Annotated in this window: 11 protein-coding genes and 1 tRNA gene; 5 read left to right on the forward strand and 7 right to left on the reverse strand. The window is 65.1% G+C overall.

Annotated features, from left to right (window positions below; translation table 11 throughout):
• Positions 1-11 precede the first annotated feature (11 nt).
• Together Ga0102493_RS13390 and Ga0102493_RS13395 are read left to right on the forward strand one after the other, a co-directional pair.
• Positions 12-827, forward strand: a complete 816-nt coding sequence (locus tag Ga0102493_RS13390; protein ID WP_034906788.1) for a hypothetical protein — start codon at positions 12-14, stop codon at positions 825-827.
• 10 nt (positions 828-837) lie between these two features.
• A complete protein-coding gene (locus tag Ga0102493_RS13395) occupies positions 838-1,134 on the forward strand; it encodes a polyhydroxyalkanoic acid system family protein (protein ID WP_034906786.1) in 297 nt (98 codons plus the stop codon).
• A gap of 4 nt (positions 1,135-1,138) precedes the next feature.
• Here the strand turns inward: Ga0102493_RS13395 and Ga0102493_RS13400 are convergent, their stop codons facing one another.
• From Ga0102493_RS13400 to Ga0102493_RS13410, 3 genes are all read right to left on the reverse strand, one after another.
• The gene (locus Ga0102493_RS13400; RefSeq protein WP_034906784.1) at positions 1,139-1,960 is read right to left on the reverse strand and encodes a class I mannose-6-phosphate isomerase; all 822 of its coding nucleotides are present in this window, start codon (positions 1,958-1,960) and stop codon (positions 1,139-1,141) included.
• On the reverse strand, positions 1,957-3,021 hold the full coding sequence (locus tag Ga0102493_RS13405) for a mannose-1-phosphate guanylyltransferase (protein WP_034906780.1): 1,065 nt from the start codon (positions 3,019-3,021) through the stop codon (positions 1,957-1,959). The genes Ga0102493_RS13400 and Ga0102493_RS13405 overlap by 4 nt, the downstream gene beginning before the upstream one ends.
• A gap of 114 nt (positions 3,022-3,135) precedes the next feature.
• Complete coding sequence (locus Ga0102493_RS13410; RefSeq protein WP_034906777.1) at positions 3,136-3,861, reverse strand: energy transducer TonB; 726 nt, start codon at positions 3,859-3,861, stop codon at positions 3,136-3,138.
• Between the two features lie 114 nt (positions 3,862-3,975).
• Here Ga0102493_RS13410 and Ga0102493_RS13415 point away from each other — a divergent pair, with 114 nt between their 5' ends.
• Positions 3,976-4,212 carry a hypothetical protein gene (locus Ga0102493_RS13415; RefSeq protein WP_069297555.1) on the forward strand — a complete coding sequence of 79 codons (237 nt, stop codon included), beginning with the start codon at positions 3,976-3,978 and terminating at the stop codon, positions 4,210-4,212.
• A gap of 346 nt (positions 4,213-4,558) precedes the next feature.
• On the opposite strand, the gene Ga0102493_RS13420 is transcribed toward Ga0102493_RS13415, so the two are convergent.
• The 3 genes from Ga0102493_RS13420 to Ga0102493_RS13430 all read right to left on the reverse strand — a co-directional run bounded on the left by Ga0102493_RS13420 (position 4,559) and on the right by Ga0102493_RS13430 (position 10,863).
• Positions 4,559-8,014: a TonB-dependent receptor gene (locus Ga0102493_RS13420; RefSeq protein WP_034906770.1), complete on the reverse strand. Its 3,456-nt coding sequence runs from the start codon at positions 8,012-8,014 to the stop codon at positions 4,559-4,561.
• 343 nt (positions 8,015-8,357) lie between these two features.
• Entirely contained in the window at positions 8,358-9,305 is a 948-nt protein-coding gene (locus tag Ga0102493_RS13425) for an isopenicillin N synthase family dioxygenase (RefSeq protein WP_034906767.1), read from the reverse strand.
• A gap of 79 nt (positions 9,306-9,384) precedes the next feature.
• Positions 9,385-10,863 carry a NupC/NupG family nucleoside CNT transporter gene (locus Ga0102493_RS13430; protein ID WP_081845800.1) on the reverse strand — a complete coding sequence of 493 codons (1,479 nt, stop codon included), beginning with the start codon at positions 10,861-10,863 and terminating at the stop codon, positions 9,385-9,387.
• Positions 10,864-11,112: 249 nt separating this feature from the next.
• On the opposite strand from Ga0102493_RS13430, the gene Ga0102493_RS13435 reads away from it, so the two are divergent.
• Both Ga0102493_RS13435 and Ga0102493_RS13440 read left to right on the forward strand, forming a co-directional pair.
• Positions 11,113-11,814 (forward strand): queuosine precursor transporter, encoded by a 702-nt coding sequence (locus Ga0102493_RS13435; protein WP_034906896.1) that lies wholly within the window; start codon positions 11,113-11,115, stop codon positions 11,812-11,814.
• Between the two features lie 75 nt (positions 11,815-11,889).
• The gene (locus Ga0102493_RS13440; protein WP_081845799.1) at positions 11,890-12,216 is read left to right on the forward strand and encodes an MliC family protein; all 327 of its coding nucleotides are present in this window, start codon (positions 11,890-11,892) and stop codon (positions 12,214-12,216) included.
• A gap of 18 nt (positions 12,217-12,234) precedes the next feature.
• On the opposite strand, the gene Ga0102493_RS13445 is transcribed toward Ga0102493_RS13440, so the two are convergent.
• A tRNA-Lys gene (locus tag Ga0102493_RS13445) sits at positions 12,235-12,310 on the reverse strand.
• Positions 12,311-12,344: the final 34 nt, after the last annotated feature.

The raw sequence follows: 12,344 nt of genomic DNA on the forward strand, positions 1-12,344 counted from the left end.
GCGCCGCCGCGATGCCCGACACCACCAGCGAATCCGAGCGCATCCTGAAAGAGGCGAAAACCTCGCTCGCGGTGCAGCGCGAAGGCGGGACGCATCGCCCGGCCGGCAGCATCGGAAAAGGCAGCGCGCAGGCCAAGATGAAGCATCTGATCCGCCGCGGCGCCTGGCTTGCCGCGGCGCTGGTCGCGATCTTCATCGCCACGGCGGTTGCCGGCTGGATCATCGGCGGGATCGGCTTCTGGGGCGTCATGGCGCTGGCGCTGGCGGTGATCGTCGCGGTGGGTGTCTTCGCGCTCGCCCCGACCCCGAAACCGCCCAAGCGCAGCGAATTGAAGCAGGGCAATCCGCAGCAGATGGTAGCACGGACCGAACTCTGGCTCGAAGCCCAGCGCGCCGCCCTGCCCCCGCCCGCCGTGCGGTTGGTGGACCAGCTCGGCGTGCAGCTTGACGCGCTCGGCCTGCAGCTGGAGACGATCGACGCCGCGCATCCGGCGGTTGCCGAGGTGCGCGAGCTGATCGGCGAATACATTCCCGAGACCATCGAGAATTATCGCAAGATCCCTGAACACCTGCGGCGCGAGGAACATGCCGGCAAGACCGCCGACGAGCGCCTGACCGAGAGCCTCTCCCGCCTGTCGGGCGAAGTCGAACGGGTCACCTGGCGGCTGGCCGAAGGCGCGCTCGACGATCTGGCAGTGAAATCGCGCTATCTCGACTATCGCTATGGCGGCGACGAGCTGCTTGCCGACATGCGCGGCGATCTCGAAACGAGTGGCACGCCGCTTCCCGCGCCGTCGATCGCGACCCGCGAAAAATCGAAATCCTGAAAGCATCCTGATGCGCGTATCGCTTCCGCATGATCTCGGCCGCGAGGAAGTCCGCCGCCGCCTGCACGAACGCCATCACGAGATCGCCCAGTTCTTCCCGCCTGGAATGGCGGATCTCGACACTACATGGCGCGACGAGGACCACATGGACATGGTCATCACCGTGGTCGGCCAGCGACTGAAAGGCGCTATCGAAATCCATGAGGAAAGCGTGACGATCGAGATGGAACTGCCGCTCGCCCTGTCCTTTCTGCGCGGAACGATCGAGCGTGCGATGAAGAAGGAAGGCACGCGCCTCCTGCGCTGAAGCCCTATCCGTCCAGGCTCCGGGCCCGGGTCAGCAGGGTGATCCCAGCATTCGAAAAATCGAGCGTGCCCATTTCGGGCGCGCACAGGCATTCGCCCGGCCGGGCACGCGCCTGCCCGGTGCGCGCAGCGACCGAACCTTCGAGCGGCAGGGCGAGCAGCGGAGCGGAATAGTCTGCCGCGATGTCGTCCGAGGGCACCCCCTCGATCCGGTCGAGCCGGAAGAAGGGGCCGTCGACGAGGCGCTCTCCCCTCTCGGCTATGCTGCCGCGATACTCGGCCGCATAGGGCTCGCCCTTCGCGACTGCCATGGCGCGATCGAGGTGGAGTTCGCGCGGGCGTCCGTAATCGTAGAGCCGGAACGTGGTGTCGCTCGACTGCTGCACCTCGACCAGCACAAGGCCCGGACCGATCGCGTGGACCGTGCCTGCGGGCAGGTAGAACAGGTCACCCGGCTTCGCCTCGTGCCATTCGAGCAGGTCCTCGATCGACCCGTCGAGCGCGGCCGCCTCGATCCGATCGGGCCTCACCTGTTCTCGAAAGCCGATCGCGAGTTTCGCACCCGGTTCGGCGTCGAGCACCAGCCAGCACTCCTCCTTGCCTGCCTCGCCGGGCAGGGCATTCGCATCGCTCGGATGGACCTGGACCGAGAGTTTTTCCGAAGTGAAGAGGTATTTGACGAGAACCTGCGGCAGTTCTGGCGGCGGTTCGAACCAGATTTCCCCGATGCGGGTGCCGGCGAGCGCCTCGAAAGGGAGCGGAAGATGGTCGCGGCCCCATACTTTTTCGACCATACGGGTGGGAAGCCGGTGCACGGGCCCGCTCATCGTGCCTGCTCCTGATTGCTCGCCCCCGGCAGCTTGCCGACGCGCTGAGCGCCTTCGCGGGTCGTGACCAGTACCTCGCCCCCGGACACCACGATGCACACGTCCTCGAGCCCCACGACCGAGACGCGCGGACCGTCGCTAATCGCGAGCACGCCGCGACAGCCGAAGAGATCGGCGCGCCCCAACGCGACATTGCCCGTTCCGTCGGCAAGCCCGGGTTCGGCGGCCAGCGCCTCGGCAAGCGCGTCCCAGTTGCCGATATCGGACCAGCCCATGTCGACCGGTACCATTGCGGCGCGGGTCGTGTTCTCCATCACCGCGTAATCGACCGAATCCCCCTCGATCCTTCCGAAGGGTTCGGCTGCAGGATGGAAGCGCGATCTGTCCTCGATACCGCCCGCGACCGCCTCGGTCACTAGGCCGGCCATTTCGGGCCGGTGTCGTTTGAGCTCCTCGAGGAACTTGCCCGCGCGGAAAGCGAAGATGCCGCCGTTCCAGCTGTATTCGCCGGTGGCGAGATAGCTCTGCGCTGTCGCGAGATCGGGCTTCTCGACGAAGCGGGCGATGCGAAAGCCGCCGGGCAGTTCCTCGCCGCGATGGAGGTAGCCATAGCCGGTCTCGGGACGGTCGGGCGCGATGCCGAAAGAGACGAGCCAGTCCTTTCGCGCAAGGTCCGTCGCGGCGAGGGCGGCGGCGCCGAATGCGGCTTCGTCGGCGATGTGGTGATCGCTCGGGCAGACCAGCATCACGTCATCGGGCGCGAGCAAGGCGGCGGCGAGCGCTATCGCAGGCGCGGTGTTCTTGGCCGCCGGCTCGACGACAAGGCGATGATCCCCGCGCGCTTGCGCTTCGATGAGGTCTTGATGCTGGGGCCCGGCAACGATGATCGGCGGGGCGAAGCGATCGGGATCGCCGACCCGGTCCTGCGCCGCTTCGAACAGGGTGCGCTTTCCGACAAGTGGCAGGAACGGCTTGGGCCGGGCCTTGCGGCTGACGGGCCAGAGCCGCGTGCCGCTGCCTCCGCACAGGATGACCGGGTGGATGGGGGCGGACACGCTCATCGGCGCGAAGATATAGCATCGCAGGCAGCCGATGCCAGCACTGAGCGCGGAGGACGCGCGAAAATTCAGTCGGGCCGCGCAAACCAGCCATGAGACCCGTCCCGGCCGCCATGTTCAGAACCAGCGCTGGCGCCAGTAGAAGGGTGCCGGCACCGGGTTCCCGCTCGCATCCATTGCTGGGCGGAAGCAGAGCCGCTGTTCGACCAGCCGACAAGTGATCGCATCGGCCTCGGGGTCGGGACTGGGGCGGTAGATCGTGCAGTCGCGGGCGCGCCCGTCCGTACCGACGATCACCCGCACGATCACCTCGCTCCCCCGCCGGACCTCGCGCCCGCCGGGAGGGACGGGATAGTCGCGTGCATCATCGATCCGCCCGGAGACGTGCACCGGGCGTGTCACCGCCACCCCGCCGCGCCCGCCGCAGCGATTGCCCGAGCCCGTCCCCGGGCCGCTCCCAGCAGCGCCGGTCCCGTCACCCGAAGCGCGCGCACCGGAACGGTCGGCCGCGCCGGTCGATGATGACTGCGGCACCGGGCTGGGTGTTGGCAGAGCGATCTCTGGTTCAGGCGCGGTTACCGGCTGCGGCACCGCCTCCTTGCCCGGTGCAGCTTGTGCGCCTTCGTCGGGCTCGATCTCGTTTTCGGGTGGCGGAGGCGGAGCAGGCGGGGTTTCCAGCGAAAAGGCCGCGATCACTTCGCGCTCGATCCCCCCGGTGAAATCAGGAGCGAGCAGTTTCCCAAGCAGATAGAGCCCGGCAAGATGAGCGAGGGCGATGCCAAACAGCAGGGGCCAGCGCACACGCTGCGACCTCGCTCCATCCCGGTTGGAAAAATCGGCCATGCTGGCCCCGTGGCTCCCGATTGCGTCTAGTTCGGAGCAAACTCCGCCTGCTTTCGCGCGCCGCGTCCTACAGCATGGGGCGATGAATTGCGATCAAACGCTAGGACAGGTTTCATGAAGGGCGCCAAAGCAGGGACGGGTTTGCCGGTCATGGGCGGTGTCGACCGCAAGAGCCTGTTCGGCACGATTCTCGGGGCGGGCGCGTTCTTCGTTCTTGCCGTCGCAGGCCTTGCGACCGCACATTTACGTGAAGGGGCGGGCACGAGCGCCTCGGGAGCAGCGCTCATGCGCAAACTCCACCGCCTTGCGGGGGGGGGGGGCACTGCCGCGATGTTCTGCGGGGAATGCTAGGCGACCAGGCAGCCGCGCTCGGAAGGGCGCTCGCGATGGAGCATGCGGGTGCTCCGAGAGAGGCTGGCTCGCGAATTGCTCGCCGTGGCGGATGCCGATGGCGCTCCGCAGGAGCCGGGGGCCGGAAGCGCCTGTGGATAGGCAGAAGCGGCGGCATACCCGACGCCGATTGATCTGTCGTCGTCATGGGCAAGGACCGGAACAAACGGATTTCCGAATGGCTTTCGCTCCCCTCATGCAAATCAGGCAAGAGCGCAAAGGGTGCGCCAAGCCATACCCAAACGAAAGCGGCGGAGCCCGTTTGGGCCCCGCCGCTCGCATGTTCCGATGACCGGACGACTACGAATTAGAATTCGTAGCGGGCGCCGATCTGGATCCGCCAGGCCGAAGGGCCGATGGCGAGGTTGTTCTGATCGTCGGGGTTGAAGCCGTCGATCACGTAGCGACCTTCGTCGTCGTAGTCGCCGTCGACCAGGTCCACGAACTCGCCGCGGGCACGCAGGACGTTCCACCCACCATCAAGCAGGTTCAGGAAGTTGGCGAAGTCCGCGAACACCTCGACCCGGTCATTGGCAATCCCGGTCAGGCTGCCGAGGAACGGAAGTTCCTGGCTGAAGCGCAGGTCCATGTCGAAATGCCAGTCGTTGTTGCAGGTGTTGCGCGCGACCGACTCGCCGAGGTTGAAGCTGCACTGTTCGCCGACTTCGCTCGTGGCGAGATAGTCGAGCAGCGCAGTCACCGCAGCCGGATCGCTGTCGGGCGACAGGTTCGGATCGTTCACGCCGGTCGGGATGTAGAGCAGCGCGTTGTCCGAACCCGACGAAGAGTCGTTGAAGACGCCGCCGCCGTCGAAGGTCAGGCTGTAGGGCAGACCCGAACGCGCCCGGAAGAAGACCCCAATATTGGTGTCGTAACCGTCGAAGAATTCCTCGCGGAAGTTCACCGTCGCGGTGATGTTATGACGGGTCTCGAAGTTGGAGGTCGACACCGCCGGGTTCTGGCGGTCGAAGGCCGCGGTCACGTCATAGGACGAAGTGGCGGTCGACGAACCGGCATTCCGGTTGTTGTTCGAGTCGGTGAAGGCATAGCCGAAGTTCAGTCGGGTGCTGCCGCCCGAGGTGAAGAGCCCGCTTTCGAAGGTCTTCGACAGGATCGCCGAGAAGACGTGGCTGTCGAAGCTCGGACCGTTGGTCAGCTGGATTTCGTCATCGCGGCCCGTGCTGAAGCAAGGCGCGTTGACGTTGGTGTAGACCGGCGGCGTGCCGCCCGTGCCCTGCAGCTGCGCGGTGCAGCCGGCATTGCTCGGATCGATCGCGTCGTAAATCGGGCGACCGTCGACGGTGAAGCCGTTGAGGCCCTCCGACGGGTTCGGCGTCTGGGACAGATCGACCCAGTTCAGCGTATCGTTGAACCGCGAATAGATGTAGTCGAGGTTCAGGCGCCAGTTGCTGAAGAAGCCGGTTTCGGTGCCGAAATCGGTGACGAGACCGATGTTCGCACGCACCACGCTCGGGATGTCGATGTCGGGATCGATCGACTGGGTGTCGGCAAGACCCTCGGCAGCCTGGGCCGAGCCTTCATCGATCGCGCACTGCGGGAAGCCGGTGAACTGGCCGTTGTTCAGGACGTTGAACGAACCGTCGGGATTGGTGAACCCGGCACAGCCCGCCGAGAAGGTCGAGCCTTCGCCGACATTGAAGCCGTTGTTCGAGAACGCGTTCGAGAACCACACCACCGGGTCGCCGCCGGAGAAGACGCCGACGCCGCCGGTGAGACGCGAGTTCGAGAAGAACCCGTCATTGTCGAATTCGTAGGTCGCCGAAAGACGCGGCAGGAGCAGCGTGTCGAGGCGGCCGAACGAGGTCGCATTAGTGAAGCCGTAGCGCTCGAGGAAGTTCGGGTTCGCGGGCGGGGCATCGCCGTCATACATCTGCACGCGGATGCCGGCGATGATCGACAGCTGGTCGGTCGCCTGCCATTCGTCCTGCGCATAGATCGAGTAGATCCGGCGGCTGAACAGCGCAGCGGCCTCGTTGATGTCGCCCGACGGCGAGGCGCTGATTGTGCCGCCGCCGAGGAAGTCGCCATCGTCGCCGAGGATCAGGTCGTCGGCAAGATCGCCGAACACGCTCGAGAAGTCGCCGCTCGCGACAATGCCGTTGCGGAAATCGTCGAGGTTGCGGAAGAACAGCGTGCCGGTCGCGTTGACCGCGAACAGGTTGAACACTTCGAGATCGTTGATTTCGGCGCCGAACTTCAGGAAGTGGCCGTCGCCAGCATCGACGTTCATTTGGAAACGGGCCTGGTCGATCTTGGTGTCGAGCTGGTTGGCCGAACGGAAGATGCCCGGGCCGGTGGTCAGCAGGCCGTTCTGATCAGTCACGCCGCCGGTACCCTGGGCAGGCGTGCCGTCAGGAGTGACGCCGACCGCGAGACGCACGGTCGGATTGGCCGACTGCGCTTCACCGAAACCGAACGGACCCTGCACGTCGCCGACTTCGGCGCGGCTCAAACGCAGTTCGGTGGAGATCGTGTCGCTCCATTCCGAGTACAGGCGAACCGAGTAATAGTCGGAAATCGTGCCTTCGTCTTCGAACGAGTTGAGGCCGGTGAGGTTCTGGCCACCAGTGTCGGATTCGACATTGGTTTCCTCGAGCCGCTGGTAGGTGCCCTCAAGGCGGTGACCATCGGCGATCTGCCAGTCAAGACGGCCGAAATAGCGAACCGAACTTTCCGGAAGGGTGGTCGGATATCCGCCAACGTCCTGACCGTAGACGTCGCGCGCGATCTGCGCGAATTCGTCGAACTGGGCCTGGCTGACGAAGTCCGCCTCGTTGGCGAAGCCGCCGCCGGCCGGGCCGAAATCGTTGCCATCCCCAAGGTCGGTTTCCTCATAGCCGAACGAGAAGAACAGGCGATCCTTGATGATCGGGCCGTTGATGGTCGCACCCCAGCGCTTTTCGCTGCCGGCCTGGAGCGGACGACCGTCTACTTCGTTGGCGAGCATCCCATCGTCGAAATAGGTGATGAAGGCCGAACCGTGGAATTCGTTCGAACCGGCCTGGGTCACGACGTTGACGAGACAGCCGGTGAATTCCGAATACTCGACGTCGAACGGAGCGAATTCGACCGAGACCTGGTCGACCACGTCGAACGGCAGCGGCAGCGCGTTGCGTGCGGCGAAGGGCGTGCCGTTGAGGCCGAAGACGTCGGCCTGGACGATGCCGTCGACGGTGAAGGTGTTCGAACGGTCGTTGCCGCCGAGGCAGGAGATGCGGTCAACGTCGTTGGCCGTGTCGATCGCGACGCGCGGGTCGATGCGGATGATGTCGCGGATGTCGCGGGTGATCGACGGGAAGGCTTCGAGCGTCTGGGAATCGAAGGCCGTGCCGGGGCCGACGGCGAGCTGGGTGGCGCCAGCGCGCGCGCCCGTTACGATGATCGTTTCGGCAGCGCCCGAGGTCAGCTGGAAGGAGAAGCTCTGGCGACCGCCGATGTTGGTGAAGACGTCCTCGACGGTCTGGCCTTCATAACCGGGCGCGGTAACGGTGACGCTGTAGGGACCGCCCGGCTGCAGGTTGACCACGCGGAACTGGCCGCCCGAACCCGAAGTCGCGGTGCGCGAGGCGCCGGTGCGTTCGTCGGTGACGGTGATCGTCGCACCGGGAAGCGCATTGCCCGTTTCGTCGGTAACCTGACCCTCGACGCCCGAGGTAATCTGCTGTGCGACCGCCGGGGTCGCTACGATTGTTGCTGCAGAGAGGCTGACGACGCTCGCTGCAAGGAGATATTTGATCTTCATGGAAAGCCCCTGGAGAAGGTTGGAGTAAAGCCGAGGCCGCTCCTAGGTGCGTTGCGCTGCACAAAATTGACGGTTTTGTGACAGTTTTGTGAAACCGCGGCCAAGCCTCCTTCACCGGAAATTTCGCCCCCCTCCCCTGACCAGCGAAACCCCCTGATTCCCGGCAGTTGACCAACATGTGTTGCATGCGAGCCACGAACTGCGCCTTTTTGGCGGAGAATGCATTTTCAGGGCTTTGCCGGGTAGTTCGCGCGCCCACACTGTAACATTTCCGTCATCGGCTTCGATGCCCGCCCGCATCCGGGCGCCAAGACGAGTGAGGTGGGACGCGAACGCTGCTCCCTCAGGCGAGATTGATTTCCCGCAGGCGCTGCATCAGGAAATCGTGGCTGCTGATCGGTTCGGGCGCATCCTGGCCCTCACCGATGCAGCTTGCCAGCGGCTCGATCACGTAATCGGGCCGGAAATGGAGGAAGAAAGGCATTGAATAGCGTGAACGCCGCGCCGCTTCCCCGCGCGGATTGACGACCCGGTGCGTGGTTGAGCGCAGGCGGCCATTGGTGAGCCGTTCCAGCATGTCGCCGACATTGATAACCAGCGCGCCCGGCGGCACGTCGACCGCGCGCCAATCGCCCTGCCTCGTCAACAGTTCGAGTCCGGCTTCCTCGGCCCCGAGAAGCAGCGTGATCGTGTTGATGTCGCCATGCGCTGCGGCGCGAATCGCGCCTTCGGGAGCGTCATCGCCCAGCGGCGGATAATGCAGCAGGCGCATCACCGAATTGCCGTCCTCGACCGTCGGTGCGAAGAAATCGCGTTCGAGCCCCAGATGGAGCGCAATCGCCTCCAGCACGCGCAGCCCGGCGGTCTCGAAGGCGGCGAAAAGATCAAAAAAGGTCTGCTCGAAACCGGCGACTTCCTCGGGCCAGATATTGGGGGCCATGAATTCGGCGAGCTGGTGGCCCTCGGGCAGGGTTCGCCCGACATGCCAGAATTCCTTCAGGTCGAAGACTTCCGCGCCCTTCGCCTTTTCGGTCCCGAACGGGGTGTATCCGCGCGCACCGCCGCCGCCCTCGAGCTTGTAGGCGCGCTTTACGCCATCGGGCAGGGCGAAGAATTCGCGGCTTTTCGCCTCCGCACGATCGATCAGGTCCTGCGGGATACCGTGGTCGCGAATCACCGCGAAGCCGTATTCGGCGAAGCTGCGCCCCAGTTCGTCGGCGATCGTCTCGAGCGGCTGAGCGATCGAGACCACGGCGATGTCGGCTTGCTGTTCGGAGGTCGTGTCGGTCATGGAAAGCCTATTTAGTGAGTGCGCCGGCCCTGTGCCAGCATGCTGTGCCGGAGCCCTTTGCCGTAGCCCTTGATCCCGCTCAAAGCGGCAGGAAAAGGCTGGCCAGCGCCGCGCTCATGAGGTTGGCAAGGCTGCCCGCGGCAAGCGCCTTAAGCCCAAGCCGGGCAATCACGGGCCGCTGGTTCGGGGCGAGGCTGCCGGTGACCGCCATCTGGATCGCGATCGAGGAGAAATTGGCGAAGCCGCACAGCGCGAAGGTGATGATCGCCCGGCTGCGTTCGGTCAGCTGGTCCCCGGTCATCGCGCCGAGGTCGATGAAGGCGACGAATTCGTTGAGCACGATCTTGGTCCCGAACAGCCCTCCGGCAAGGCGCGCCTGCTCCCAGTCGGAAATGCCGATTAGGAACATGACCGGGGCGAAGACGATGCCGAGCAGGCCCTGGAAGCTCAGCGTCTCGAGCCAGGCGGCGGTTTCCGCGCCGAATGGCGTGCCGATGGCCGCTGCGAGCGTGACGATCCCCGATCCGACCCCGCCGAGCAGCCCGTTGGCGAGCGCGACGAGTGCGACGAAGACCATCACCATCGCCCCGACCGCCACCGCAAGCTTGACGCCGGTCTGGGTGCCCTGTGCGGCGGCCTCGATGATGTTAGCGGGACGCTGTCCTTCCTCGAAGGTTTCGGCGATTTCGACCTCGTCGTCGGGCTCGTAGATGCCGGTCGCACCGGGCGCGCCGGGCCTGCCGAATTGCTGCGGCAGCTCGATCTCCTCGCCGTTCGCCCCCACCATCGCGACGCGCGTGCCTTCGCTCGGCGGCCCGGCCTTGCGGCGCAGCCGGGCACCCGCCATCGACGCGACATCCACAGGGCCGGTTTCGGCCTGGACGGGCTCGTCGGGCATGATGATCTTGGCCATGAGAATGCCGCCCGGCGCCGACATGAAGGCGGCGGCAAGCAGGAAGGGCACAGCCTCGGCGCCGATGAAGCTTGCATAGGCGGCAAGGATCGTACCTGCGACCCCAGCCATGCCGACCGTCATCAGCGTGAACAAATGCGACGGGGGCAGCGCGGCGAGATAGGGTCGCACGACCAGCGGGCTTTCGGACTGGCCTACGAAGATGTTGGCCGCGCTTCCCAGCGCCTCCACCCGGCTGACCCCGGTGATCCAGCCGATCGCACCGCCGACCCAGCGCACCAGGCGCTGCATGATCCCGAGATGATAGAGGATCGCAACGATGGCGGCGAAGAAGACGATCACCGGCAGCGCCGCGATGACGAAGGCGGTTGCGAAGGGATTGCTGTCCATCGGCCCGAACACGCTCTCGATCCCGACCACCGAATAGTCGAGCAGCGCGATCACGCCCTGCGAAAGGCTCTGGATCACGTCCTGTCCGAAAGGCACGCGCAGGACCAGCACCGCCATCGCCGCCTGCAGGCCGAACGCCGCGCCCACGACGCGCACGCGGATATGCGACCGCCCCGAGGACAGCGCATAGGCGATGCCGAGAATGACGATGATGCCGAAAAGGCTGAACAGGATGGAAGTGGCGCTTTCGTTCACTGGCGAAACTTGGCTCTTGGTGGGCGCACGGAAGGCTCTACCTCTCCGCGGGCGATATGCGTGTCGGAAGAAAAGACCCCTGCGGCGCGCGGGTTCGCGCACTGGATGCTGATCGGGTGGCACTTTGCGAGCGTTTGCGCAATAGCGGAAGGACAATCGGGCCGACTGCGCGCCCGACCGGAAATGGCTGCGCGGGGATCGGGGCTTGCCGCTTTCCTTTTCGCCCGCGCGCGACTAGCGCTGCGCCTCATGACCGAACCCGTTTCCGCGCCCCGCCGGATCGCCATGCCGCTGGGACTTTTCGTCTTCACTCTGCTCTATGGCGGCATGACCGTGCTTGCCGGGTTCCTAGCCTACAAGCAATCGCGCCTATGGCCGAGCGATCTCGCCGTCGAATCCGGCATCTTCGCCTTTCTCCTGCTGGTCGTGATCTCGAGCACGATCGCGCAGCTTTACGGACGCGAAATGGCGAACCGGATCGTGTGGTGGGGATTCCTGCCGCTCGCAATGTCGATCGGCCTGATGACTCTGGTCCTTGCCCTGCCCGCCTCGCCCGAGATGATCGCGGGGAGGCCCGGCGCGCTCGAGGCTTTTGAACTGGTGCACGGCCAATTCTGGCGAGTGGTTGCCTCGGGTCCGGTCGCCTATCTCGTCTCACTGCTGCTCAACATCTGGATCTTCGACCGACTTCGCGGGAGCGGTGACGGCTCTTCGACGATCGGCCTGATGGTGCGCGGCGCTATCGCCTCGGCGCTCAGCCAGGCGGTGGATTCGGTGATTTTCGTAACGCTTGCCTTCTATGGCGAATTCGACATCTCCAGCCTGCTGGTCGGACAGGTCATCGCCAAGGTGACACTGAGCCTCGTGCTTGTGCCGTTCCTGATTACCTTCGGCGTTCGGGCCGCCAAGTGGCTCGACGGCCGCGAAAGTCGCGCGGAAAGCCCCTCCTGACGCGGACAGAGACGAGTTGTTTTAATCGCTCCTTGAAGTAATGTTCAGAAGGGCCCGAAAGCAAGGAGGGAGAGGATGCGGAAGCTTACATTTGCAATGGCCGCGGGCGCGGTGACGCTCGGAGGCTGCAGCACCGACGATTCTACCGGATCGCGCGCAAGCGCCTATTACCAATGTGATCGCGGTCCCGTTCTCAAGGTCGATTACATCGCCGATGAACAGGTTCAGGTGCAGGTCGGCAATGATGAGCCGCTCATCCTGCCCCAGGTGCCGTCCGCATCGGGCGCGAAATACATGACTGCACGCCACGTCTTCTGGGACCGCGGTGGGGAAGCGACCTGGACGGTGGGCCGGATGATGCCGATGACCTGTCGCAAAGTCGTGCCACCGGGCACGATCTAAGATGCCGATTCCGAGGGATGGTGAGCCCTGCTGGGTTCGAACCAGCGACCTACTGATTAAAAGTCAGTTGCTCTACCGACTGAGCTAAGGGCCCCCGGGAGGGTCACGCAGAGCGGCCGGGCGGCCCG

Source organism: Erythrobacter litoralis (assembly GCF_001719165.1).
Taxonomy (GTDB): domain Bacteria; phylum Pseudomonadota; class Alphaproteobacteria; order Sphingomonadales; family Sphingomonadaceae; genus Erythrobacter; species Erythrobacter litoralis.